26 protein-coding genes and 1 tRNA gene are annotated in these 25,679 nt (G+C 56.5%); all 27 read right to left on the bottom strand.

The annotated features are described in order from the left end of the window. Positions 1-26: 26 nt before the first annotated feature. Entirely contained in the window at positions 27-383 is a 357-nt protein-coding gene (locus Q7U76_12935) for a hypothetical protein (GenBank protein MDO8357288.1), read from the bottom strand. Further along, positions 376-5,799 (bottom strand): SNF2-related protein, encoded by a 5,424-nt coding sequence (locus Q7U76_12930; protein MDO8357287.1) that lies wholly within the window; start codon positions 5,797-5,799, stop codon positions 376-378. Before Q7U76_12930 ends, Q7U76_12935 begins: the two co-directional genes overlap by 8 nt. Beyond that, positions 5,796-7,133 (bottom strand): zeta toxin family protein, encoded by a 1,338-nt coding sequence (locus tag Q7U76_12925; GenBank protein ID MDO8357286.1) that lies wholly within the window; start codon positions 7,131-7,133, stop codon positions 5,796-5,798. The genes Q7U76_12930 and Q7U76_12925 overlap by 4 nt, the downstream gene beginning before the upstream one ends. Before the next feature lie 210 nt (positions 7,134-7,343). Further along, positions 7,344-7,643: a hypothetical protein gene (locus Q7U76_12920; GenBank protein MDO8357285.1), complete on the bottom strand. Its 300-nt coding sequence runs from the start codon at positions 7,641-7,643 to the stop codon at positions 7,344-7,346. A 40-nt stretch (positions 7,644-7,683) separates the two neighbouring features. Further along, a complete protein-coding gene (locus Q7U76_12915) occupies positions 7,684-8,052 on the bottom strand; it encodes a hypothetical protein (protein MDO8357284.1) in 369 nt (122 codons plus the stop codon). 71 nt (positions 8,053-8,123) lie between these two features. Further along, complete coding sequence (locus Q7U76_12910) at positions 8,124-8,636, bottom strand: hypothetical protein (GenBank protein ID MDO8357283.1); 513 nt, start codon at positions 8,634-8,636, stop codon at positions 8,124-8,126. Between the two features lie 1,239 nt (positions 8,637-9,875). Continuing rightward, positions 9,876-10,499, bottom strand: a complete 624-nt coding sequence (locus tag Q7U76_12905; GenBank protein ID MDO8357282.1) for a hypothetical protein — start codon at positions 10,497-10,499, stop codon at positions 9,876-9,878. An 80-nt stretch (positions 10,500-10,579) separates the two neighbouring features. Next, on the bottom strand, positions 10,580-11,320 hold the full coding sequence (locus tag Q7U76_12900) for a hypothetical protein (GenBank protein ID MDO8357281.1): 741 nt from the start codon (positions 11,318-11,320) through the stop codon (positions 10,580-10,582). A gap of 15 nt (positions 11,321-11,335) precedes the next feature. After that, positions 11,336-13,072 (bottom strand): right-handed parallel beta-helix repeat-containing protein, encoded by a 1,737-nt coding sequence (locus tag Q7U76_12895; GenBank protein MDO8357280.1) that lies wholly within the window; start codon positions 13,070-13,072, stop codon positions 11,336-11,338. Positions 13,073-13,081: 9 nt separating this feature from the next. Next, positions 13,082-13,684 (bottom strand): hypothetical protein, encoded by a 603-nt coding sequence (locus tag Q7U76_12890; protein ID MDO8357279.1) that lies wholly within the window; start codon positions 13,682-13,684, stop codon positions 13,082-13,084. A 289-nt stretch (positions 13,685-13,973) separates the two neighbouring features. Next, on the bottom strand, positions 13,974-14,210 hold the full coding sequence (locus Q7U76_12885; GenBank protein ID MDO8357278.1) for a hypothetical protein: 237 nt from the start codon (positions 14,208-14,210) through the stop codon (positions 13,974-13,976). 6 nt (positions 14,211-14,216) lie between these two features. Beyond that, on the bottom strand, positions 14,217-14,732 hold the full coding sequence (locus Q7U76_12880) for a hypothetical protein (protein MDO8357277.1): 516 nt from the start codon (positions 14,730-14,732) through the stop codon (positions 14,217-14,219). An 87-nt stretch (positions 14,733-14,819) separates the two neighbouring features. Further along, positions 14,820-15,050 carry a hypothetical protein gene (locus tag Q7U76_12875; GenBank protein MDO8357276.1) on the bottom strand — a complete coding sequence of 77 codons (231 nt, stop codon included), beginning with the start codon at positions 15,048-15,050 and terminating at the stop codon, positions 14,820-14,822. Between the two features lie 47 nt (positions 15,051-15,097). Beyond that, the gene (locus Q7U76_12870; GenBank protein MDO8357275.1) at positions 15,098-16,195 is read right to left on the bottom strand and encodes a hypothetical protein; all 1,098 of its coding nucleotides are present in this window, start codon (positions 16,193-16,195) and stop codon (positions 15,098-15,100) included. Further along, positions 16,192-16,566, bottom strand: a complete 375-nt coding sequence (locus Q7U76_12865) for a hypothetical protein (GenBank protein ID MDO8357274.1) — start codon at positions 16,564-16,566, stop codon at positions 16,192-16,194. Before Q7U76_12865 ends, Q7U76_12870 begins: the two co-directional genes overlap by 4 nt. Before the next feature lie 206 nt (positions 16,567-16,772). After that, positions 16,773-17,081, bottom strand: a complete 309-nt coding sequence (locus tag Q7U76_12860) for a hypothetical protein (GenBank protein MDO8357273.1) — start codon at positions 17,079-17,081, stop codon at positions 16,773-16,775. Next, entirely contained in the window at positions 17,059-17,445 is a 387-nt protein-coding gene (locus Q7U76_12855) for a hypothetical protein (GenBank protein ID MDO8357272.1), read from the bottom strand. Before Q7U76_12855 ends, Q7U76_12860 begins: the two co-directional genes overlap by 23 nt. 106 nt (positions 17,446-17,551) lie before the next feature. Then, entirely contained in the window at positions 17,552-17,815 is a 264-nt protein-coding gene (locus tag Q7U76_12850) for a hypothetical protein (GenBank protein MDO8357271.1), read from the bottom strand. Next, the gene (locus Q7U76_12845; GenBank protein MDO8357270.1) at positions 17,812-19,161 is read right to left on the bottom strand and encodes a site-specific DNA-methyltransferase; all 1,350 of its coding nucleotides are present in this window, start codon (positions 19,159-19,161) and stop codon (positions 17,812-17,814) included. Before Q7U76_12845 ends, Q7U76_12850 begins: the two co-directional genes overlap by 4 nt. Further along, the gene (locus Q7U76_12840; protein MDO8357269.1) at positions 19,158-19,553 is read right to left on the bottom strand and encodes a hypothetical protein; all 396 of its coding nucleotides are present in this window, start codon (positions 19,551-19,553) and stop codon (positions 19,158-19,160) included. The genes Q7U76_12845 and Q7U76_12840 overlap by 4 nt, the downstream gene beginning before the upstream one ends. Positions 19,554-19,560: 7 nt before the next feature. Further along, positions 19,561-19,636 (bottom strand) — tRNA-Met (locus Q7U76_12835). 7 nt (positions 19,637-19,643) lie between these two features. Then, on the bottom strand, positions 19,644-20,177 hold the full coding sequence (locus Q7U76_12830; protein MDO8357268.1) for a hypothetical protein: 534 nt from the start codon (positions 20,175-20,177) through the stop codon (positions 19,644-19,646). Positions 20,178-20,295: 118 nt separating this feature from the next. Further along, entirely contained in the window at positions 20,296-20,841 is a 546-nt protein-coding gene (locus tag Q7U76_12825; GenBank protein ID MDO8357267.1) for a deoxynucleotide monophosphate kinase, read from the bottom strand. 110 nt (positions 20,842-20,951) lie between these two features. Continuing rightward, entirely contained in the window at positions 20,952-21,149 is a 198-nt protein-coding gene (locus Q7U76_12820) for a hypothetical protein (protein ID MDO8357266.1), read from the bottom strand. Positions 21,150-21,230: 81 nt separating this feature from the next. Continuing rightward, positions 21,231-23,039: a phage portal protein gene (locus tag Q7U76_12815; GenBank protein ID MDO8357265.1), complete on the bottom strand. Its 1,809-nt coding sequence runs from the start codon at positions 23,037-23,039 to the stop codon at positions 21,231-21,233. Next, positions 23,036-25,120 carry a phage terminase large subunit family protein gene (locus Q7U76_12810; GenBank protein ID MDO8357264.1) on the bottom strand — a complete coding sequence of 695 codons (2,085 nt, stop codon included), beginning with the start codon at positions 25,118-25,120 and terminating at the stop codon, positions 23,036-23,038. Before Q7U76_12810 ends, Q7U76_12815 begins: the two co-directional genes overlap by 4 nt. Continuing rightward, entirely contained in the window at positions 25,035-25,673 is a 639-nt protein-coding gene (locus tag Q7U76_12805; GenBank protein MDO8357263.1) for a hypothetical protein, read from the bottom strand. The genes Q7U76_12810 and Q7U76_12805 overlap by 86 nt, the downstream gene beginning before the upstream one ends. Positions 25,674-25,679: the final 6 nt, after the last annotated feature.

Below are 25,679 nucleotides of genomic sequence, written 5' to 3'. Positions count from 1 at the left end.
ACATGTAAACCATATTCTGGAGACGATCATGCACTAAAGGCAACATCTTCATCGAACAGATGATACGGTTCATTCGTGTCAGGAAAGTAGACATCCGCAGATCCCCAGTTATGGAAGGCGTTCCGTGTCTGTTCTGCAATCGCCAGCGCCAACAAATACGCATCGGGCTCTGCCGGCAAGTGGCCTTCTGCTTCGGGGTCGGTATAGGGCCCAAGCAAATACAGGTTGTCGCGGGTATACCCGTGTTGCTTCAAAATTCTTTTTATGGCCCACCAGTAACAGCCAAATAGCAAGAACCTCTTCGGCTCCGCCTGTAACATCCGCACGATGGCCTCAAGGGTCGTCGCGATATCTGCGACGGGCTCAATCCGTTCCTCAGCCATTGGCGGACTCCTTGAATTTCAGCGTCACCCGCGCCTTGGACAGCACGATTTGTGACTTGAAATCCTGTGGCGTAAACACCTTGCCGGATTCACGCGACTGCTTGGCTTGCTTGCGGTACTCTACGACCAAGGCATGCGCTTTCTCCCATCCCACAATCTCATTTAAGGCGTTCGCATAATAGCTCGATGCGCTGGAATGCTTGCGTCGTCCTCCATAGCTACCGCCATATCGAAGCGCATCGTCTTTCTCTTCGACGACGCGCTTGACCAGATTCGGCATATACTTCGAGGTGGGTAGGATGAAGGTGGCAGCCTCAGCATCTTCCTTATGGCCTGGGAATAACTTCTGCATCGTCCCACTGGCGCTGATCGTCCACAGTTCCTTGCGTTGTTCCCCATACGGCTTGGAGTAGTCTTGTTCTTTAGGAGCCGCCATCATGGTCCGCAACCGCTCCTGAATCTCTGGCTCCATGTCTGCAATCAACGCCTCTGGATAAGAGGCCAACCCGCTAGGATGGCGCATCGACGCAATGGCCATCTTCAATTCTTCGTGTTGCGTCACCGCCTTGCCCATCTTCATCCCAGTGGACAACTCGTCGACCTTACAGGTGTAGTCATCGTTGGCATGCACGCTGATCGAGATGTGTCCGACCGGCCGCATCGTGACTTCCTGCTTGTCCAGATCAACGGCAGTGACCCGCCACATGGCATGCTTGCCCATTTTGGCCGGCGCATCGTCCTTGGCGCTCATCTCGTAAATTCCGCCCTGGAAGATCGGCAGACTGGTCTTCGTCATGAGGATCGGGCGTGACTCGTTCAAGAGGTCCTTATGCAGGAAATGCGCATCGCTCTTGAGTTCGTCCGTCATCTTTTGCACCCGGTAGTGCAACATGGCCGCGCTCTTCGTCTCCTTGTTCTCCAAGGCAGCATGATTCCGCTTCAAGTGCATGAGCATACGGAATTTACTGATCGCCTCATCCTGTTTGACGGCCTTGTACTTTTCAAGCTGTGCGTCCTTATTCTTCGCCAATTCGACCCTGGCCTTATCGGGATCGTCGGCCATCATGATCGTGAAATCGTCTCGGCTGATATTGAGACCCTTGGCGGATAGGTTTTCGAGACGGTCCGCTCCATGCCAGAGCTGGTCCATCCAATCGCGCTTGCCGGCCACCGTCTGATATCGGTATCCGTCGAATGACTTCTTGGCGAAGTAGTTATGCACCCGGACAGACTTGAGCTTGTTCCCCTGGCGTATCCCGCGCCCATTCCGCTGTTGAATCGAGGCCGGTTCCCATGGCTGATCGGCATGGTGAATATCCGTGGTGAACTTTTGCAGGTTCACTCCTTCGCCCATGGTGGCCGTGTTCCCGATCACCACCTTGAGCTTGCCAGAGACAAAATCATCCGCCACGTTTTGACGCTTGGCCGAGTCCTTGCAGACCTGGGCGTTGATGATGCCAATCTGATCCTCTTTAATACCGGACTTTATGAGTTGTGCTTTCAACTTCTGATGCACGTCGACCTGATCGGCAAAGATGACCTGGCCACCTTCGGCCACGCCTTCCTTCACATGCTTCACGATTGAGGCATATTTCGGACTGTCAGCCTTGGCATACTTTTCAGGATCGAGGAGGCTCAAGTCCATCGACGCTTTGGACATCTTGTCCATCAGCGAGAAGATATGGGCTTCACCTGAGTCCTTCGCCTTCTGATTCATGCCCAGGGCTCGCAAATCGCTGTACACCGACTCTTGTTCAGGCGTCATGGCGACATAATGACTGTGCTCATCCTTCTCTGGAATTTGCAGACCCACGTCCACGGCGGTCTTGCGGTAGATGTAGCGTCCCATGATCGTCCTGAGCTCGTTCATATTCTTGAACCCCGTGACGACCGGCATCTCCTCAATCCCTCCAAGAGAATTGAGGATCTGTCGCTTCTCGATCTCGCAGTAGCGATCGATAAACTCTTCCTGGTTGCGAATCCCGCGTTGTTCGAAGAGCTCCGGTGCGATGTGGCTCAGCATGGAATAGATTTCAAGCGGACTGTTCTTGGTGGGTGTCGCGGTCAGTTCGAACACACCACGATTGCCGTTGTGATCACGCACCCACTTACACTTGTGCTGCATGTCGAGGGATCGCTTGGCAAAGCCTGATCCCCCAAGGAATTTTGGCTTCTCTCCAAAGCGGTTATGCGCTTCGAACAGGTTCTTGTAGGCGTGGAATTCATCCCCGATGAGACAGTCGATGCCCAGGTCGTTAAAGTACACGGCGTTCGTGCGCTTCTGGAAATCCTTATTGGCCATCGCTTGTTGATAGCGTTCCTGAATCTCCCGCACATGCCGAGGGGTGGCTTTGTCCAGCTTCTTGCTGCGCTTGACCCAGAAGTCCTGATTGACGTACTCGCCTTTGGTGATGGGATCGACATCGATCTCTTCGAAGGCTGGAGCCGTGACCAGCACGTAGTCATAGGACCCCTGCATCATCTGATGCCACTTCTTATGGCGATCCTCTGGACTATCCGCTCGGGCCTTCAATTTGCCGTCTTTGTCTCGCGTATGCGTCTCCCCAATGATCAAGACCGAGCTGCCGGGTGCAAAGGCTTCAATCTCCGCCGCCCAATTCGCCGTGAGCGACTTCGGCACCACGATCAACGGTCGCTGCACCTTTCCTTGCGATTTGAGGGCTTTGACCAGCGCGATGGCCATTGGGGTCTTGCCAAGGCCTACATCGTAGGAAATGATCCCCTTGCCTTCTTCGATCGCCCAACGTAGAGCTGGGTGCTGATAGGCATTCAGCGTACGTTCAGGATTCCATCCCGGCAACGGCACCTCTTGCATACCGTACCGTTTCGGACGGTACCCGTTATAGAGACGATTATACAGATCCTCGATCGTGGATCGATGCGGACTAGTGGCCAGCCATGTCTGAAACTCTTTCTCGAGATCGACAATCTGATTCCACTCTTTTTCCTTCATCGACAAACGATTCAGATAGTCGTGGTAGATTCCGTTCAGATACCCCTGACCTTGACCTACGTTGGTAATGTTGTAGACGCCATCATTGAAGTCCACCACGTAGCGGATATCAGACTTATTTTTTTCTCCATAGGCATAGGCCTTACTGGTCAGAAACTCTCCCAATATCTCAGGCGGCATCCAGCCAGACCGCAAGGAGACCTCAAACTCTTCCATGCTCTTCGGTGCCAGGCTGTCATCCAGCCATGCGAGTTGTTGCTCCAGCTTGTGACGCACCGGCGAGTCCGGCATGGCGGAGATGGCGATCGACATAGCATCGCGCTTGGGGTACAGATCTCCAGAGAGCAGATCGTCCCGCGTGCCCCACATCGTGCCATCCAAATTCATGGCGTATCGATCTGATCCATAGAGCTTCTTGACGATCTCTTCATGGTTCTCTTCGTCTGAGTCAGTGCCCCCAGTCCAATTGACCGCGATATCCTGGAGGCTCACGTTCCGGCCATCACCGTTCAACAGGATCCGCATGACCTCATCGAAGTCTTTCGTATTCGTCACTCCCAGAGCCCGGCCACTCATCTCTCCGCGTAGTAATGAGGAGGGCTGTCCGTCCGCGTCGACCGCAACTAGAAGAGGATAGAAGCGAGGATCGCGTGCAGCCATCTCCGCGAGCACCGTGTCACCCGATGGATTGCCGTGCGCGGACACATAGCCCAGGACGGCTCCACGCAAGGCCGCGATATCCAGCTTCGAGAAGTCCGATCCGCTCGCATACCCATCGGCCATATATTTGAGTCGCTGGCCCAATTCGAGCGCCAAGCCCTCTTTGCTGTCCTTGGTGTATTGCACACCTGGACCGATCTCATCCGCTTTATGCCACCGTCGCGGCTCACCTTGGAGTACATAGAGAACCCCGTTGATCAGTCTGGTCGTCCCATTCGCCAGCTCAGGATAGGGGTTCTTTTTCGCGGCCCAATTGGCTTTTTTGAGGAGATCTGGGCGATCCTGCACTTGTTGCTGAATCATCTCCAGCGAGAGCGAGAGCGGTTGGCTGGTAATGGGAGTCTGCGCGATCTTCGACGGGATGCCGTCCATGGACCCGCCCACATCGACCCCACCGCGCCAATTGGTTTGTGCCGTCCCATGGAGGAACCCTCTCGCAGGATCGTCGAGGATCGCCGCATCCATCCACGGACCGTCCCATGCACCAAGTGCCTGCAGATCCTTCTTCTCCAGTATCCCAAGTGCGCCAGCCACCTCTTGGGGACGTTTGCGCAACACGAGAATATCGGTCACCACGCCCGTTCCGGAATGGGCAAAGGCCGTATTGGGCATGCGATGCACCGCGAGAATTTCGGCCTTGGCCATCACGCGTTGACGAAAGACCCGTGTGGTTTGGTTGGTGGCAATCCCGTGCGGCACAATCAGGCTGACCACGCCCCCATCCTTGGTCTTATCCAGTGCCGTATCGAGAAAGTATTGTTCAGCCGTAGACAGTTCCGGCTTGTCGCTGACCGCAATCGCGCCGCGCACGCCGAACGGGACATTCCCGATCACCGCGTCATACTTCTTCATGTCCGCCGTCACGAAATCCTCAAGGGACGAGTGGACTACGTCATCATCTGGGTGCAGAAGCGCATTCACCGTGGAGGCCGTCTTATCCCACTCTACCGCCGTCATCTTCACGCCATGCGGCTTGGTTTCTTGGAACACGCCGGTTCCCGCACTGGGTTCGAGCACATGGCCCGTCTGTAATCCCATCCTGGAGAGCAGGTTCCACATCGCTGCAGCGACGTTTGGAGGGGTGTAGTACTCGTTCAGACTGTCCCCTATGCCACCCTGACCTGAATAGGCAGCCAACTTGGTCCGCCAATTCTTGGGGACCTTGTCCGACTTCGTCAGCCGTTCTAACCGGCTCCGTTGTTCCTTCGCTGTCAGTGGGCGGTTATCTTTTCCCGTCGTCACATCGACGCATTCAAGGATCTCCTTCGCTGCCTCATTGGCCTTCTTCCGCTGACTGGGCGTCCAGGTCTCTTGCGCACCGAACTTGGGTAGGGCCTTGGACACCTTATCCCACGAACGTCCGTAGTCCAGTCTCGTGCTCGCGTCTTCAGCGGCCTGGGTCTCTTGCTCAGGCCCATCTGACTGACTAACCGGTATGTCAGTATCAGGACGTGTGGACGCGGTCTCTGGTTTCTTGAACAGTTTGCGCTTCCTCGACGGAAGATCGAGCACGGACAAAAGGTTGAGTTGCGAGCGTTCCTGGGGCACGGCCAGTCCGGAGTCGGTGGTCGATTCAGCCGGCACTGCTGATGGACCATGAGCGATCGTGGGTTTTCGTGTGGGACGCTTATCGAAATGCAGATCGACCCACCGTCCATCTCGCGTCAGATAGCCAGAGACCTTGGTTTTGAAGAAGAGTCGCAGACGCTTCACGAGAGTCATGCTTCCGCCTTCTCAAGCAGGTCATTCAGTTGATGCAGGCGTGTGCTCTGGTGATGGCGTCCCGCCAAGATCGTCCCGCGCACATCGGACGATAGGTCTGGAGAGGCGAGGTCAATGTCGTAGTAATGAATGGATTTAGTGAGGGTGTCGCGAAGCTCGTAGGCCCGCAGAATGACGGGGCTTACTGAGAGGTGTTCGCGATTCGGGACTTCTTGAGATGATTGTCGAGTGCGACCTGCATACGATCCATCCGACTCTCCTCCATCTCTTCGAAGCGATTGCACACCTTCTGGTCGAGCGAGAGCCCCAATGGCGTCGAACGGTCCGCTCTTGTTGAACGGGTTCCCGGCAACGTCTTTTCGGCCTTGGTCCCGAAGATCAGCTTGTTCGCCTTCTTCAACATCGTTGTTATACCTCCTCCAATGCGCCACCCGTGGATCGCGCTTCATCACATCATAGGTCTTTTCCGGCTTATGGTCAACATTCTCGAAGATGTACCGTGGCGGGACGAACCGGCCATTGTCAGGATTTCTGAACCGATCTACTGCACGCGCACAGGCCTTCTCGATCGGCAGATCCGCCAGCATCACTGAGATTTCATACCCTAACTGGTGGAAGGTCTCGACAAGCTGACTGACCTTGCCCACATTGGCCCCAGTCATATCGAGCAGGAGATGATGGCCGGCATCGAGTGCCTGTGGGAGCAATTGCCCTTCCGCGATGTCACTGGACTCTTCATGCAACACACCGGCATTGCGCTTGTTATATTCCGGCAGCTTCTCCTTCACATCATCGGCGTTGATGATGGTGAACTCCACCCCTAACTCCTTGGCCGCAGGCCCGAGCGCCGTCGTCTTTCCTGACGCTGGACGGCCCATGAAAATCACCGCATGCGGGCGCTGACCCTCCTCCGGTACAGCTCGTGGATTGAGGAGCGATGCGACAATGCGTTCATGCAACCGCGCCCGCACCGGCTGGTACTCGCCACTCGCCATCTTGTAGAGCCTGTCGGTTGGCGTCCCGGCATCGACTTCTTCCATCGCCGCTTTAATGTCCGGCTCTTGCATGATCTGTTCGATCCATGCCGCGAGCTGCCCCTCTTCAGCCGGCGTGACCTTCTGCGGTTTCGGCTGTTCGGTGGTCTCGGGTCGTGGCGTCTCGTCTTGCGTGCCCTTCTTGCTCCCCTTCTTCGGGGTCTCCTTGGCCGGTCCACGCGGATGCTTCTCCTCAGGCCCAGCCTTGGCGCGCTTATCGTTATGCTCACGCACAATGGTGCCATCTGACCGCGTATAGGTCTTGACGTGAGACTTGCTGAAGATACGGCCAAACCACATCGCGAGATTCGATTGGAGAGATTTGAACAGGCTCACAGGTTCGTGAGGCGAAGGCATTCTCTTGTGCGTGATCCCTCTAGGCACGTGAACCGATGTCCGTGTATGAGACGGCGTCAGAGAGACGTTGTGATCTCTCGCATCAGTGTGACGAGGCCCCTTCACCAAAGCTTTCCCAAATATCAGCGTCATGGTCCCTCGATATCGTTCCCGTTATCTCGGCTTCTTTGCCAAATAGATCGTGAGCGTACCGGAATCCAGCGTCGGCACTTTCAGGCCTTTCAAACAGACCCTCTTCACATCGAAGTTGATCAATTGCCCAATAGTTTGCGCGTTGACACGCCCTTGCAGAAAGTTCCCATCGTTGCCATCTGCGATGACGAACCGATGCGCGGCGGTCGTGGGATTGTCCCACTCCACCTGATCAATATAGTGATCGTCGAGTAACACAAACCCCGGTCCGAACAGGGTCACGGTTACCACATCGCCCGCCCGAGTTGCTGTCAGCGCCATAATTTACCTCTCGATAAAGGGGTCAATGTTCTCTCGCACGTCACGGCATCTTGCTGAGATTCCGAATCTCGAAATCGACTTCATACGGCTTCTCTCGCGTGCCGTTCCAGACGAATCGAAACAGCGCACGATGCACTTCGATGAGCTTGGTGTCATCGGCTATCGCCGCGTCGAGAGGCTGCATGGACCAGGTGATTCTCCCCTCTTCGGAGATCGTCACATTGTTGGCATTCTTCACATTTTGCGCACTGCGCGCGTTCACGATGGCACCGGTATGAACCACTTGCACGGTCAACGTGGCGCTGTCGATCAGCGAGGCCGGAACGACAATCCCGGCACTGTCGCGCAACGTAAACGAGTAGTCCGGCGTTTCGCGTTCATCAATCTGATAGGTCGGTCTGTTGGCCATGCTTACACTAACCAGTTAGTAACTATACGCGGATTCGCGTCTTCTGTCTTGATTCGCAATTATATCACTGGTCATCGGCTTAACCCTGCATCGGAAATGCTGGATTGGTGCAACGTCTCCCCCGTGATGAGCAGACCATTCCCGACCACGCGCACCATGGACCCGTACAGCCGTTGATTTCCGCGTCCTGTGCCACCCAATGGCATGATGACTTTGATCGACAGCATCCGCGTCCTAGAGCTAGAGCGGATGGTGCCCGTCATCGGTAAGCGGTTCGAGACGGTCCCACCTACGATTCGTGCCGTGGCACGCACGGTTCCGGCCAGTGGGGCCTTGCTCAAGAGCGCAGCCCCTGGGACTCGTGCATGGCCCTTCGATATGCCGACTAACAGCGTTCGACTTGAAATTGTGGCTCCACGCAAACGCGCTGGACTACACACCGTGCCGATCAGTGGGAGCCGACTTCGTAGGAGTGCCCCTACACTACGTCCCGTTGCGCGAGTGACTCCGGCGATGGCGGAGGCCCCGCGGATGGTGGCCCCAGCCACACGCGCCACACTTCGGCTGGTTCCGGCGATCTGCACAGACCCTGAGCTCAGCGTGGCCCCAAGAACCCGTGAGGTCGCACGAGTCTTCTCCGCCGCGTGAATAGTGCGCAGATACCCGATCAGTCTTGTGTGGCCTCTAACCTTCCCAGCTAGCGGGGCAAGGAACGTGAAGCTGACTGTCGCGCATAACAGGATTGATGTCGACCGACAAGGGACAGCCGATGACGCAGTGGAGATCCCTGTTCCGCGTACCCGTGCCGATGACACACAGGATCCAGCAAGCAATGCGGTGGACCCAGACCTCAGTGTCGCCCCACGCACCCGAGACATGCCACAGATCGCCGCCGCCGCGTGGATGGTACGTAGTCGACCGATAAGTCTGGCGCTGCCTCGGATCGACCCATAGAACATGACCGCAGGGAGCGAGGTTGAGAGGACGGCTCCCCTGAGACGAGCGCATGACCGACTGGACGCAGCCGAAGACGCAACCGATAGCCCCGTTCCGCGCACTCTGGCGACCGATCGGCTGACTCCCGTGAGATGAACCGTAGGCCCAGACCTCAGTATGGCCCCAAGCAGACGCGACGACGCACCACTCGGAGCAACGGCATGCACCGTCTCAATCCTCCCCGTCAGTCGCCCACTACTTCGACTCCGACCCGTCAGCGGGAGGATGGATAGGAAGGTAATCGTGGCCCCTCGCATGCGCGCAGAGCCGCGTGAAGGGGTCGCGCGAGAGGACACCGATAGGCCTGTTGCCAAGGCCCTCGTCACTGACCGGCTCGATCCCTCCAGGAACACCGTCGAGCCAAACCTCAGTATGGCTCCACGCAGACGTGACGAGACATAGGCAGGAGCCACCGCATGCACCGTCGCAACCCTTCCCGTGATCCTGGCGCTGCCTCGGCTCTTCCCCGCTATCGGGAGGATGCTGGCAAAGGTAATCGTGGCCCCTCGCATGCGCGCAGAGCCGCGTGAAGGGGTCGCGCGAGAGGCGACGGAGATTCCTGTCGAAATAGCCCTCGATGTACCTCTGATATACCCAGAATAGGACGCATTGAGGATGAAGCCGAGCGCGGCCCCTCGCATCCTTGAGCAGGCGCGTGAGGGCTTAGCCGATGAGACCAGCGACAGGCCAGATACTCGCGTGCGAGCATGAGAACGGGTCGTCCCTTCAAGGGCCATAACAACGATACCCTACAAGAAGTATGCGCAGGCGCTCCACGCATATCAGCGAACCGTTGAGAAGCCGCTGATATGCGTGGACCTGATCCATTACTGCTGGACGACCAGAGCCCCGATGGCGAATTCTGGTGTGGCGTTCGTGGCAATCGTGACCGCTTTGTAGGGCATGAACAGCGCACAGCCACCCACGGTGATGTTCACCGCAGCACCCCCAGAGGTCAGTGAGAGAGAAAACACGTCCGCCGTCAGGCCAGCAGCCAGCACGAAGTAGGCCGTATTTTCGGCAAGGCCAGTGGGAAGAGGAGCGCCCGGTGCGGCCAAGACAAACACACGCTGATCCGTTTGCAGCCCGTGCGCAAAGGCCTCAATCGTGTCATTGACCAGTCCGGTTCCAAAGATTGGGGGATCGGTATCCAGCAGCCCGATGGCATGCAGGACCCCAGCCGACGACGCGGAATACACGCCCCATCCAATCATGTCCTGATTCGATCCCGTATTCTGCGGGAACGTGACGGCCGCAGAGTTGGCCTTCTGTCGTCCTCCGGCAGGAGTCGTGTTCCCCGCCGCACCATAAGTAATGGCTGGACGAGTGCCGTAGCCGGTATAGTTGGCCTCGGTCACGGTGCCAGCCCGCCAGTCGCTAATGGCCGTCAGGAGCCCCACAAATCCGCCCAATTGCCCGAGGCAGAGATCACGAAACGCTGTAGTGTACATGCTCGAATCCTCCTTGTGATGAATGAACAAACTAACCAGTTAGTATACGTATGGACGTGCGCAACCCTCTGTCTCCCGTGTTATGCCGCCTTAAATAACACCTTCACGAATGGATCATGCTGTGAACTCGCGACGGAATACTGCGTGTAGCTGGTGATATTGCGGTTCGAGAGGAAATCATTGGCATCAGCGTAGGCCTTCCCAAGAAACGCGTTGTCGATGTAGATCGCAGGGGTTCCCATGCCAGCCGCTTCACCGATGCTGAACCCATTCGGATGCGTGAGATCGACCGGCGCGGTGAATGCCACGGACGTATTCTCCACGACATTGAGCGATACGCCGCTCGCGTCATAGAGGCGGATGCGCCTGTCGTTGTTCGGCTGATCCCATGACGCATCGCAATAATAGGTGGTGTTGAGCTGGATGCCAGCGTACGCCCCGTCCAAGTCGATCTGACTGGCATCCTCCTCATTGATCCGTAAACGCAAATTGCCAGATCCGGACGCGCCGATCATATAAATTCCCATATTGTACAGATAACTACTGCCTCTGATACGGAGCATGGTTGCGCCAGCGGCCCACGTCTGTACGCGGAACAGAAAGCCCAATGATCCCACCAACGGGTTAATGATGGCCGTTTCTGCATCTAGCTTGAACGCATCGCCAGCCCCGAGAACCTGGAGTCCGTTGCTGCCGGCCAGTGCGGCGGTGGCATTGATCACCGCCGCACCATTCAGCGTGCCGACAGGATTGGTCCCAGGTAGATCGTCCACCGCGGAGAGCGTCAGTCCATTCAATCGAGAGTAAAATGAGATCGCCATTCTCGTCTCCTTGTCCTACCGCATGCGCAATTGTCGCACTGGCAACGGTGCAGGAACTATAATGGTCTCTTCGATGCCAATGACCTCATTGCCCGTGATATACGGGCCTGCATGCACCGCACCGCCATCATTCCCGCCCACACCATAGACACCAATGCCAAAGTTCCGTGCGGGCGATCCCCCTTGTAGATGGAAATCAAACGCACCGGGATTCACCAGCAGCGGATCTGCCGTGCTATAATTGACATCCAACCCGAGCGCACGCCACGCGGCGAAGTTGCCTGTGGCATAGCCATGGAAATTCGCCGCCACAGCCGGACTGCCGTTGATGTCTCGATACATGTTGTAATTGGCCGTGAACTGCTGTTCGGCGGGACTCCCCGCTGTCCAACTAGAATAGCCAATGCCACAGAGCTGTGAGATGTTGTTCTTGAACTCACAATTCAAGATGATCTTGTATGGAGAATAATCCCAGACCACCGAGCCGTCCGTGATGCCCGTGCCGGTGCCAGTCGGCCCGCCGCTGGCAGCAGAGATGCCTGCGGTCGTACAGACATAGATATTAACTCCGTTGTAGCGGCGATCTTCCAACACGTAGGCCGTGGATGCCGACCAATTTGCGGGAGCCGCTTCAACCAACTCAAACGCGGACTCAGAACAATTATAGGCGAGATTGTTGATGACCCGTGTACGATCAGGACCAAAGGCTCCGAGGTAGTACCCCGATGGACACCCATGCACGATATTCTGATGGACCAGGGTGATCTTAGTCGACTCGGTGCGAATGCCGATCTGCCGATTATCGTGGACGTAGTTGTAGCGGATGATGTTGTTCGACATGGTAAACCCGTCATGTCGTCCCTTCAGATAAATACCTAGTGACACATCATACACTTCGTTGTGCTCAATGATGTTGTCGCTCGCATCATAGGCGAGGATGCCACCGGCATTGAGCTTCGAACCGTGAATGCGGTTGTTCTTGATCGTGCAATGATCGATCTGTTCGAGTCCAACCAACCGATAATTTCCACCAAAGGCGCTCGCGGTGAAGGTCAAGTTGGTCAACGGTGAACCAGGATGCGGAGTGACATTCATCAGCGAGTGTGACGTGGCATCAGCGGTGATAGTATACGTGATACCGCCCGCCACAATGGTGCGGCCCTGCATGGCATAATACAAAAAGAACGTCGCCCATCCAGCGGTCGGCGTCACATTTCCATTTGTCGCAATATCGATGTGGCCTTCTTGCGGATGCTGATAGTTGTGATAGCCCGGCGCATTGCCCATGCCCTGCACCTCGCAGCGCAGCAGTTGACAATAGCTGGCATTGTACAGCACCACAGGTCCGGTATCTTCTTTGCTCCCGCCGTAGTGGTCATCGACGATAAAATTTTCCCAGATGATATTGTCTCGTCCGTTGCTCCCCACTGACGGGCCAAACACGTTCGCCACCAGGCGCACATACACGCTGCCGATGCCGAGAAACCGAATGGGACTGCCAATGGTGCCACTGTTAGCAGGACTCAGCGCCACATCCCAACGGCCTCCAGTTGGAGAGCCTGTTTCCCAGTACACACCAGCAGCCACTTCAACCGTATCTCCTGGCTGCGCGGCGGCTGCGGCGTTCGCGGCGTATACCGCGGATCCTCGTGAGGCACGACCGATGGTAGCCCATGGCGTAGCAGGATTCTGCGCCGTCACATAGCTGCGCGCATCATTTCCGGTGGCCACGTTGACGTAGAGGGTTGGCATGGACTAGACCTACCCCTCGCACACCGCAGACACGCCGTATGGCTGATTCACCGCGTTGACCAGTGGCACATCGAGCCAATGGTCGTATGTGCGCCCAATTTCCACCCAGCGCGAGCTGACCAGACGAGACACAATAAATTCACCCTGACAGGTGCCTGGAACCCATGCGATCGTCGCTTGCTGGACAGAGGGGTTCGGCGTCACGCTCATGGCGACAGGCTGCGCAGAGGTGGTGAGTTGGAGCTGTCGTGGCGAGATAGGAGCTAACGTATCCTTCACCCCATCGATATACGCGGGGTTGCTCGCGTTCCCTGCAAGATCGTACGCCAGGACATTGAGTCGATAGGCCCCGTCCGCCACAATCCCCAGCGCCGCACAGGTCGTACTCGTTGGGTGGCTGGTCGCGGTTTTCGGAATCGTGACCATGGGGAGCGTCGTGGATGACTGCACCGCAAAAGCGCGATACCCAGCGAGATCCGGTTCACTGTTTGGCAACCAGGCGAGCTGGCAGTTCGCTCCGATATACGTGGGCGCGGTCTGCGCCTCAGCCAATCCGGCGAAGGCCAGCAGAACCATTGCCACTGCGAAGAGATTTCTCAATACGCTTTTCATCATCTTTTTCCTTTCGTTTCGCGGCCATATTGCACAATTCACACTGCCCATTCTCGATGTTCTCCAGGAGCTCACGACCTGTGAGATGCCCACAACCAGGACATGGAACGTGAGACGACTGCTTGACCTGCTGACACGTACAAGTTGCGCAATGCGTCAATGCACTCCCGCCTTGTCCATCATCGCGTTACAGACCTTGAGCGTGTTCGCCACAAAGCCGTCTGCATAGCCCTGATAGCCCACGATGAGACGCCCCTCCTTGTCGTAGACCTCCACGACCGGGATATTGCTATCGTGGAGGACTACCGGTGCGGTCGTTGTCGATCTGCATCCGTTGGAGGCGATCAGCAGTAGACTGCATGACGCCACCCTCCACCACGGCATCGTGCGTCGTGAACGCATGATCAATCTCCTTTGCCTTCTTGGCTGGTTCGTTCGCCGCCTTGGATTCATCTCGAGCCTTCCACGCATAGGTGATCAGACCCACGAACGCCGTAATCAGTGCGACGAGTCCAGCCGCCTCCATCGCGTATTAGCTCCTCGATACTGTCGTCGCTAGTGGAGCCTTTTGAGTCAGTAGGTGTCCGCTCGCTCCCCCACCGGCCCCAAGGGCTGCAGCTACGTCAGGCGGCAAAAGGCCTGGGAAGAGCGCGGCCACGATGATTGCCAAGAGTCCACCCATAAACGTGGAAATACTTGCGGCCACCGGGGCGCTCAACTTCCCCATCAACGCTTGGATGGCCTGAGTGATATAGGAGCCAAAGAAGCTCAGTGCCACGGGAAAGACGCCAAGCAGGCCCGCAATCAGCCGATCGGCAAACGATTGCTTCGCAGGGTCCACGATATCGATGACAGCCGCCACCGTCGATGGTTCCGCCACAACGGGAGGCACACTGGTAATCGAATCAGGCCCAGAAGCCGCTCCCGGAGCGACCTCTTGTGCCAATGCAGACACACTGCCAAAGAGTGGGTCTCTGTCGGATATGGACAGCAGCGAGATCAAGGCCACCAAGATAACGGCACCCATGAGTTTACTGAACGTGCGCATAGCATCCCTCCGTGTAGATGAGTGGGGACCACTGCCCCTCAATATGCCCATCATAAACACACCAGTTAGTTAGAACGCTGAACTTGTTCATTGCGTCATCACCAACCGTCCAAAGGCCGAGGTATAGAGTCTCCCATCGGATATCCTGATGGCATCATTACCACTCAGAAACAGAAACTCAGCCTTCGTGATGGGGGCATTCGAGAACGGAATAGCCGCGGGAGCGGACACCAATGGTGAAGGCGTCACCTGAGCGAGCAGCTTGTCGACGGCTTCCCGTGTGATGGCTTCTAGCCGTTCTACCAGCCTGTCGCACACGCACGTCAGGCATTGAGATGGATTCCAGCACCCATGGGTACATACGCTCATGCGCGTCCAATCCGCTTCTTCTGATCGTCGGTGAGTTCGACATGTTTAACCCACGAACATTGACAGACGGGATGCGCTGGGATCGCAGGCACTAGCCGTTCGTCGTCGGTCCTGGGCTCCATTCCGTTCTCGGTGCGCTTCATCTTTGCAATAGACCGTCCGATATTCATGAGATGCTTGCCAGGCCAGACTTGCGTGGCGGGGTCCTTGTGTGGGGCCGAGGCTGAGACCACCGTAAACAACAGGCCGTTCTGACTCTGACAATACTGACAGGCCCCAGGATGCGAGGCCCAGCGCAAGACCTCTCCAACAGCACAGGCCATTAGAAATCCATCAGCGGCATTGATCGCCGTTTCGGTCACGGCAATTCTCCGCCAGTCCAAATTCAACGTGGCGAAATTATCGCTGAGAGACTGTTGCAGACTATGTACGTCATAGACGGGTCCCTGACGGTTAATCCGGCTCTTCTCTGCATCGACAATGATCTTCTGCATGGCCGATCGCGTGCTCGCCGCGAGAGTGGAGACCAGGCGAGACCCGGACGCTTGCGCCACTCGAATGCGTGCCTCATCGATCGAGGAGATCTGATAGATCCGCTTGGCTTCGGTGATGGTCTCCGGCAACATGTTCACCATCGTGTCCGCTTTGCCCGCTGTGATGGAGGCCAGGTCCTTCACGTCATGCCGAATGTACCCAGCCATGTACTGCTTGACCGATTGGCGCTTCACGCGGTTCGCCAGGAAGTCCACCGGCATATACCGCTGCATGAGGCAATCGATGATATCGAGATAATCCGTCATGGACAGCGATCCTGCTGGGGCGGACCGGATGCGCTGATCGAGCTCCCGACAATGCCCCTTCTCGTCTTCATCGCCCTTTGCCTTACGTAGAAGGGGTTTGAAAAGCTGTTGCATGGCCACATGTAAGATATGAATGGGGTCGCTAACCGCCTTCTCCGTCGATCGTTCAACCGCGTTCAGGAGTCGATCGGTGGGGTGATCGTTCCAAATCAGCGAGTCCTCGACTGACTTACAGAGGAGTTCAATCGCCTCATTGGTCTGGGATGGACCGATGTTCGAGAGGTCGACTTTCATGACGCGGTTGCCAGCATGCTGGCCGATTGGCCATGGTAGCGAAGCGCCCAACGCCATTGTGTCGGTTGGTGTGGACGGTCATACAGGGTCACGGAATGATCCATGAGCCATCGCGTGTGTTGGTCTGCCTCACTCCACTGCTTCGCCTGGCGAGCCCGTGCCCGTGCATCGACATGCTGTTGAATCGAGTGCAGGGTCGGATAGGTGCATGACGCGAACTGCAAGGCCCGCTGCTTTTTATTCTCCCGTCCGGCCTTGGCCCATCCTTCTCGTGATGCCCGTATCATCGTGCAACAGCAGGGCTTAGGTCCAAAGATCGAGGAGGACTCACCTAATCGTGACAGGCACTCGTGATAGTGTATCGGCTTCATGCTTCTCCCTTCTGCTGCATCATGTGTGTGAAATCGACTTTCATTCGATTACTGTCATTCCAGGAATATCTTGGGATTCGATGCCTGAACCAGTATGAAAGCCAACAGCAGACACCACACAGACCATCCGCGCCATTCGATCAGATAGACAGTGCCCGCCATCACGGAGAAGTCAAAAAGCAGCATTGCGCAATAGGCCAACATTCTCACGGCATCTCCCGAAAATTATCAGCAGGAATCCATCGACCATTGTGTTGCACGAGACAACCCTGTGCAGGACCCCAATCCTCTTTCGGCTTCACTTTCCGCACCAATGAGAGCGCAATGGCGAACGTGCCTCGTGGATTCTCACCCAATAACAGCCATGGCTTGCCATTGTCATCGAATCGATCTATCACCGTCGCCGGGCCGCACAATTCTCCCGTGCATGTATCCATGGGCTGCCAAATCACCTGATCTCCAGGAACGATCTTGCGTTGCGGCTTCTTCGAATCAGTCTTGTTGGCTTCCGGCATAGCCGCCTCGCTTCTTCATGCGCCAACACGTCCGTTCATGAATTTCCGCTCCGCGTTCTGTCTTGAAACGTCTCGTGCATCGATCACCCGTACAGAGCCATGGATGATCCTCGAGATACTTTCGCTCTCGCTCTTTATCTGCCTGTTTATTTTTACGCACACGTTCAACGGTGCTCTCCTTATGGATGGCATAGCGAGAATCCTGAAGGAGATCCCCGAGCGCAAATCCGACTTCCTTGAGCTGCTCAGTATTGGCCACGCCGTTCCATAACACCTCTGGTCCATCCGGACCAATGAAGGCCACGAGCACCGCATGCGCATCGGTGACCATGCCTCCGTTTGACAGATGTTGTGACAGGTCCATCAGCCACTTGACGAGCTTGGCTTTATTTCTGGCCCTGAATTCAGGAGAGCTTTGTGGATTGAGTTGAATAACGCCTGGAGATTCTACGTTCAACGTATCCCCTCGCTCACTTAATCACCTCATACGGCCGTATCCATCCCATTTCACGCATACGTTGCTCGCTGAGTGTTTCAACGGATTCATCGGTCTGTAACAGCATGATGCCGACAAACTTGATCTTGTTGGTTTTCAACCAGTGATTGATGCTCATCACAATGTCCATCGCTGGCTTGTCGCGTTGATCTATGCGGAGAACCAAGACATCCCCAGGCTTGATCTTCAGCCTAGTGAGCTTGACAGAGAAGTCTTTCTTGTCCGTGGTCACCTTCATAACAGCACACCTTGTGCCATGCGTCTGTCGGCGATATTGCAATACGATTCATCTTGCTCGATCCCCACGAAGCGAAACCCCTCCGCCTGCGCCGCCTTGCCCGTACTGCCTGATCCCATGAAGGGGTCCAATACGAGGCCACCTGGAGGCGTGACGAGCCTACAGAGATAGCGCATCAGATCAGTGGGTTTCACCGTGGGATGATGGTTCTTGGCAGAACGCTTGGTGCCGTCACTCTGAAAACTTCCAGGATTCTTCGTGCCATTGCTCCAGAGCAAGGGCTCCTTAGAGAGCTCTTCGCATCCTTTGTTCCGGTCTTCTCGACTCGCCTTCGAACAGTAGAAAAATCTGGCGGCACTGCCTGAGTCGAGCCGTCGCTCGCCTGGCTTCTTGAAACCCACCGCGCCTCTGTTCTCACTTTGTGCGCTCGATTCCTCGCCGCGTCCCATTCGCATCGCGCCATAGACGGACTGGGTTTCCCGCTGTTCGCTGTTGGTGCTTGCGTCGGCCAATTGTCCTGGGGAGTCCGGGAATTGTGCCAGCACCTCATCGCTGCCATCGTGGATGAGATTCGCCGGCCATCTGCCCAGGCCATTATTGCCGGTGACGACCGAGGCGTCACACTCATGGAACGGACGATGGTTCTGCCCGTTGAACGGCAGAGGAGGAGACCCTCTCCCATGCAGGGACTCACCGGTCTCGACTCGGCATCGATCGATGTTCAGCGCGCCGGTGCCATGCGTCAACACATTCTCCACCACGGTCCCGATCAGTGGCTTACGAGCGACGATAATCGGTTCCCAGGCTGGCTTGAGGCCAGTACCCCACTCCTTCCATTTTCCCGCGTCTTCCTGGCTTTTCATCGCCTTACCCACGTTCAACGATTTCGGATATCCCGAGCCAAACACCCACATGATCGTGTCTCGAATCTCCCATCCCGCGTCTTCGATCGCAGAGGCCAAGCGATGAAAAGTGCGCGTGCCACCGAAGACCAGGAGATGCGCCCCTGGCTTGGCCACACGAAGGGCTTCACTCGCCCACATCTCACACCACTCCTGAAACGCACGATTCGCGTGAGGCGTGCGATCGTATTTTCCCGCTTCTGCAGCCCGACTATTGTGTCCGCCGTTGATGCCCGCGCGTGGGTCGTCATCGTGATGATAGGTCCGACGCTTCTGCATCCTCTCCTCAATGTCTTCCCCGTCCCACGCCTTGCCCATAAACCGAATCCCATAGGGTGGATCGGTGACGATGCTCTCCACACTCTCCGCCTCCATCCCTGCCATCACTTCAAAGCAGTCTCCGTGATAGAGGGTCACGCCTGGGTGTTCGGAGAAGGGCGTCATGCCTGATATCGCTCCACGATCTCTTTCGCGCGTATCAGCGTCGTGACATCCTCGCTCAGCTTTTCGAGCGTGGCATCCAGAATCGTGAGGGCACTTCCGTCCACGGTGACTGAACTGGAAGATCGAGATGGAATAGATTGGCACGTCACCGGCACCACCGACCTCGTCGAATCTTCTTCATGCTTGGCTGCGGCCTTTCGTGCATGAAAGGCAAGCCGAGCCTCTTCCGACCATTTCCCCATCGTCTGTTCCTCCTGCTTCACGGGCGCGTCCAATTTTCCACGCCATCCACACAAACATTTGAGCCATGCTAATTGGCCGTCATTGAAGGTCTCGTCGAGTTCCGCCGTCGCGTCCATCAGGTTCGCGCTTTGACATTTGGGACACATCATAGAATTCTGGTTGCGGGGGCTGGATTCGAACCAACGACCTCCTGGTTATGGGCCAGGCGAGCTACCAACTGCTCCACCCCGCAATATCCCTTACTGCAACGTCGTGGTCAGCGACCAGTTGGCCATGGGTTCCTGTGTTCTCCGCCTCACGGTACGCCGACATTGCTTGCACCACGCGGTTTCTGGGCCGTAATAATTACAGACCTTCTGGCATCGCCGACACGGGCGCTGATCAATCCCCTTGCATCCCGGAGCCGTGGGCAGCAAGCCAGCCTCCACGCAGACGGCTGACCATGGCATCCCGACACGCTTCATCAGCTTCGTGGACGGCGAAAATGACCCCTCGCGCTGGTACGTGGTCCAGGTGATCCGCCGCCATCCAAGACGCGCCGCCACCGCCTTCAGATCATCCAGCAATATCGCTTTCGTGATCACCTCACGCACGGACACAGGCCGACGCCCCTGCTTGGCGTAGTAGTGCCCCAGATCTTTGTCGAGATGTCGCTGACACTTGGCACGTCCCACCACCGCGGGCTCGTTGCATCGACTGCAGAGCCCCAGCGCCCGATGCGTCTCTCGCCACAGCTTGAGGTATGCGCACCTGGACAGGCTCAGCTCACTCATCTGCACACCTTTATCGCCACCACGAACAACACAAGCAGGCATAATCCCAGCATGGCCACACAGGTCCATATCAGAATAGAGGCCTCGGAATAATGCGCTCCTGTCGGCAGGTGGTTCTTCATGACCATTTCTGCCCATGCACGCGCGTCAACATGACCATGCTGATGGCTTCTTCGAGATCTTCAGGCGTGCCATGGTTCTCAATGGTCATGTCGGGCGTCACGAGAGCTTGAGAGCTCTCAGAGCTATGCGTCCCTACCGGCGTGCCTGGCCTGTGTATCCGCCAGACCAAGCCATTGAGCTCACGCTTGATCGCCGTCGCCTCATTGGGATATCGACAATCCGAGAACACAATACGCTGGAGACCACTATTCTTCACGGCCTGTACGGCAAAATTGGCCCAAAAGTCCGAGCCGATCATGTTCCGTCCCCACTCGGTCCCCAGGGATTGCATGGCCTGACGTGGGCTCTTTCCGCAGAGGATGGGGTTCGGCACTTCTTTCAAGGGCCCTTCGATCTCGGCCTCGGTCAGCCCAATGGCCCGCATCATGTCCTTGAGCCATCTCGCGAACTTCATCTCCACAAATCCAAACTTGTGGACGAGAATCTGAGCCGCCGTCGACTTCCCTGAACCGATGTGGCCTTGCAGGGCGATAACAAGCATGCCGGTAACTCCTATATGATTCCACCGAACACGATCGTCTGTGAGGACTGACGGGCGAGAGAATTGGCATCCCCTCGCCCGTTCCTTTCATGGCAGGAAATAACGATGCCTTAGGCTTCGACTGGCGCGGGAGCGGATTCCACAGCATCCGGTGAGACTACCGGACGTTCGGCGTCTTCCGCAGCACCGAGACCGCCCTGGCTTTCAGCGGATGCACCCGCGAGATCATGCGTGCTCTCGCCCTCACCGACAACTGGCTCCTTCGTCGGCACCGTCTCTTCTGCAACTCCGTTCTGTCCCTCTTCCATACAATCCTCCCTCTGAGTGGTTGAAATAACTAACCGGTGTGTTAGTTTCTAGCCGATGTCGGTACATGTGGCAACCCATATTTAGCCTACGATTACAATTTCTTCGTCCACCGATTTATGGGCCATGCTGGAGAGGTCCTTGTCGCGTTCCTCCTGCTCAGGATTGTTGACCGTCTTCCCAGGCTCCCCGACTTCGCGAGACTCCCGATCCCCTCCGTCAACCTTCTTCGCCTCGATCTGTTTCGGCTTCGTGCCGTCTCGATCGCCTGACTCAATCACCTGTGCGTCCGTATCCTCGTCGTCTGGTTTCTCCTCGCTTGCGTCACCAGGTGCCCACTCTCCAGGCTGTTGACCGGCCATCGCCGCTTGCTGCAAGGCGGGATTGAGTGGCATCTCGCCCCATGGCTGGTCGGTCGGTTCCGTCCCATGTTTCTCACGCATCTCGTTTGCCGTGAGCGTGAGCTTATCGACTTCATGCGCCTTGTCCGCATCTCCGGGCTGAATCCCGACGAACTTCAGCACATAATCAGGGGTGATACGATGGAGGATATAGTTCGTGAGGGTGTCCTGGAAAAACGTCATGAGCGGTTCAAGGCCCGTATCCCGAGAGTCGGCCATCCGCTCCGCACGGTCTGACCCTGACAGGCTCGACTTGCCGGCAGAGAACGACTCAGAGTAGACCTCAGACGGGTCCATGCCATAGACCGAGCACACGATGGAGGTGAGCAGCACCATCCACTTTGAGAAATACATGTCCGTGAAGTCCACGCCAAATTTGGTGAACTGCGCGCCGCCTTCCTTCGTCTCGCTCGCCATGACGGGCAACGACCATTGGTTATTGACCCCGCGCACCATGCTATTCCATTGGGTTTTGAAGAATGCCAATTGCTTTTCGTCATAGGTCCCGAACAGGGTTAACATGCCTTTGGGGATCGCGTTACTGTCGAACCCCTTCAGGTTGTACGTGAGCGCGTTGAGATAGCCCGTCACGATCTTGATGATCATCTCCGGGGGCGCATACCCATAGCCGTAGTGCAGGATGTCCGTGCGAGGATTCTGGACGGCATAGACCAGCTCATCGGCGCGGTAATGGGTCATGGGCATCCCATTGACGATTTGCACCGCCATGACTTCATCATCGCCCATGTAGCCTTCTTCTGAGGCGAGATAGATTGTGCCAGCATCGACCGCGTGATAGGCGTCGATCATCTTCCCGTTGGCAGTTGGGACCGTTTCAATGGCCCACGCATCGAGCGTGAGAATATCCCGAATGCTCTTCGTCATGAAGGCACTGAGGTAGTCTCGCTTCATCTTGCGCATCTTGACGGGATTCGACTCCCATCCAGAATGGATGAGGAATTGCTCAAGGGCCGTTTCCTCTGGCCCCTTGCGCGGCGAGACGGTCCCCCTGGCATCGTTCTTCCGCACCTCAAAGTACACATCCCGCTTGGACTCAGCAGGCCTCAAGAATCGTGAGACCGTGCGAATCCGGCGCAGGATGATGGCATTGATGAGCGGCGTATTCTCCACGAGGGCGCGAAGGTGCGGCGCACCAAACTGGGACGGACGCTGCTTGTAGCCACCAGGGACCGCACCGAATGTGCCGTTCTCGTCGACCAGAATGGACTTGGGTTCGTGTGGCTGTGGAGGCGCGAAGGGACGGTTGGTGTTCGGAAAGATATTGGCGGTCTCAGAGTTCGCGGCCTTCAAGAGGGCCTCTTGCTGATACGTCTGCATCATGGTCTGGACGAGGTCCTGCACCTGGCTCTGTGGGGGCAGATCGGAACGAGTTGGCGCATACAGGCGTTGCACTTCAGCCCGCGCATCGATTCGTTCATCAGCCGGTGCCGTGGAATGGCTCGCCTGCCGCAAGAGTTCCTGTGAATTCATTCGTCCCTCTTCTCCATGAAGTCCATGCAGGCTCCTACGGGTGTGTCGGCATGTGTGATGAATTGCCTGGCCGTGCAGAACGTGCGTGCCCTGTCGAAATTATCACATGCCCCGCAGGTATCAGGCAGAACTTGCACCATCGGGATCATGCGGGCGTTGAATTGCGCCTCGACAGCGGCTTGATGTGGATCGAGTGTCGGCTTGGCTTGCTGCACATCGGGGACCGTCTTCGGTTTCACATCACCTCCCGTGGTGAACCACAGCTCGTTGGTACTCTTCCGTCGCTGGAACGCGGCCAGCGCATAGTTGAGGGCGTGCGCGAAGTGGGGATCGATGCCGATGTTTTCGAAGACCATGCGAAACTCTCCCGTCTCGATATCCCGCCCCGCTTCCGAATCCCGGCGCATGACCTTTGTGCGATGTTTGGCGAGTGAGCGCAGATGGTAGAACAGGCCTTCCTCTCCGGTATCCGGGTTGCCCATGCAGATATAGCTCATGCGCTTCATGCCTTTGGAGGTCACTTCCTGCACCAATCCTTGGGGGTGGGGGACCGCAATCCTTCGCAACACCCACTGCATGAGCATGAACTCCAGCGATTTGTACCGATCGAGCATGACATGGAACTCGAACTTGGATTCCGCCTTGGAGTGCTGCAAGGACTTGAGCTCTCCATCACGATCGCTCCAGCGCACCATATGCGTATTGTCGGTATAGTAGGCGAGGAACACCCGCTTCTTGAAGGCTTTGGCGAACCGTGTACTCTCGTTGTAGCTTGGGAGCGCGTCACAGACACAGACATCCACGTCAAACCGTTGCATCAGTTCAGCCAGCCCGGCAAATGGGTCATCTCCTTGCAGAATGGATAGATGCCGAATCTCGAACTTCCCCGCTGCCCCGACTCCGCCAATCACGACATGGTTATTGCCTCCACGCTGGTCAATTCCCATGACGGAGTTCGTCGCACTGGTCATCCAATGCAAGGACGGATCGATACAGGCCTCCGCCACCTCCTTCGGTACGAGAATGTTCTCCGGATCCACCCAGGGGAGTCCGAGGGTGGAGTTGTAGAACTCTTGTCGATCCGTCGCCGTCAACCACTTCTCCCAAATGCGTTTCGGCGTCATGGCCGGTGAGATGATTTGCGACACGGCAAAACCCACCGTGGACGACTCCGGCTGTTCTGGCACAAACGATCCAAGCTGCGGGTTCTGAATCCGGTAGTCACACTTCGGACAGCGATAGAACACCTCGCCATTCGACTCCCCGACACAGTTGGGCCAGACATCCGCCAGGACCAAGCCCCCCTTACAGCGACAGATGCTGTGCCACTTGTTCATGGTGGACTTCTTGAAAAAGGCGTCAATCGTCGTATCCGGATAGCCCGCCGTCGAGATCTTGAAATTAAGCGGATAATAAGCATGACTCACCCGCTCTTCGGCGCGTTCGATATCCTTCATGAGCATGCGCCGGACTTCATCGAAGAAGATCCCGCCCATGGGAATGGCTTCGGTCGAGGTCTTGCCGCCCATGTAGCTAAAGAAGATCGTCGATTCCCCAAACGTTCGTACACGCTTGCGGTCTTCGGCTTTCATGCCTTTGATTTTTTTGACCGCTGTGCTGAGCGACGAGAGCGAGGGATTGCTGTGAATCATGGGCTGGAAGCGATCGGAGCTGAAGATGTCGGCCATGTCGCGGTCCGGCAGGAAATATCCAAACTTCTCACCCCAGAACTTGGCGGCTGAGAAAATGAGCGCCACCATGATGGTGATCGTTTTCCCCACCTGTGCGCCGGTCATGAGCGTGAAATTGTAGCCGTGCGGATGGCGGCGCTTGTCGAACGTAATCGATTGATAGATCGGGACGAGGTAGGGATGTCGTTCGAAGTCGAGCGGATGCTTATCCGCCTGCAACGGGAATTTCCTTACAAACTCCCACATGGAGTCCGGCAAGTCTCGAATGATGGCAGGAACGGGCTGCGCGACGTGTGCCGCCTGATCAAGCGCCTGCAGGAGATGCTTGGCCAGTAAAGATCGCTGCCAATTCCCCCCGGATCGCTGTAAGTGTGTCTGGATTGCTGACATGTTTGACAATGGCCTGCATGATGGCCTCAGAAAAGTCCGTGAGGTCGGTGAGAGAGAAGGTGATCTTCTGCCCCTCTTCCATATCGTGTTTGCGCTTGGCCACACGACTGATTTGCTCAATGCAGTCTGAGATCATCTGCAAGGGCTCGACCATCGTTTCGCCTATCATCACCGCGCCCTTTTCAGACCCGTCCTCGTTGGTCCCGTGCTTCTTCTCTAGCCGCATGAGCACGGTGCGCAGATAGGCCAATTCATCCATCAACGAATTGGGATGTGGAGCCTTGAGTAGGTCCTGGTACGTTTCTTGATAGTCCGCGGGAATGACTTTGGAGTACAGCCCGTGCTTGATCTTATTATTGCCCCCATGCGTCCGACATCGGCCACTCCCCTTATGGTCCGTGCCCCAGCCCGCGACCCGTGGACACGGCTTGCCGGTCGACCTCGAAATTCCCCCACAAATGGGCTTATACGAAACACGTTTCCCTCCACGATTCTCTTTTTTCTTCGTGGCAGGTTCCGATACAGGAGGTTTAGATGGAGTCTTTGGTTGCATGGGTGA

It is taken from the genome of Nitrospirota bacterium, assembly GCA_030645475.1.
GTDB lineage: Bacteria > Nitrospirota > Nitrospiria > Nitrospirales > Nitrospiraceae > Palsa-1315.
The sequence above is the reverse complement of the archived record's forward strand: the minus strand, read 5'-3'. Positions and strand labels throughout refer to the sequence as shown.